Raw genomic sequence first — 459 nt, forward strand, 5'->3', positions numbered from 1 at the left:
CGCGCCAGCCGACGCGACGAATAGATCCCGCGGCTGTAGCCGTACAGCAGCAGCGCCGTCATCATGCGCGGATCAAACGGCGGATAGCCACGCAGTTCTCCATAGCTGGCGAAGATCGCCGACAGGTCCAACCGCTCACACACCAGATCGCGGACAAAGTGCGCCACATGCTCGGGCGGCACGAAGTCTTCAACCGAGGCCGGAAACAGCTGCGGCTGATCGATCAGCCAGGGGCGAAACGTCTTGCTCATGCCCCAAAGAATCACGCCGTAATCCAGCTGTCTAGGCGCAGCCCGCCGCCGACCGCTCATTCCACACCCAAATACGGGGACAGGCTCCTAGCGTCTCGGCAACCACCTCACCGAAGGACGATGACGTCGGCACGATGATGACGATAGTGTCCTCGGGACTTGCTCATTGAGCGGTCGTGGCGGATTTGGTAGACGCGCAGCGTTGAGG

Annotated in this window: 1 protein-coding gene; it reads right to left on the bottom strand. The window is 61.9% G+C overall.

Annotated features, from left to right (window positions below; translation table 11 throughout):
• Positions 1-251: transposase (locus AC1DY7_RS31295; protein WP_477497646.1), on the bottom strand; the 251-nt coding region annotated here is incomplete at its 3' end.
• Between the last annotated feature and the right edge of the window lie 208 nt (positions 252-459).

The organism is Mycobacterium sp. P2_H7 (assembly GCF_056403275.1).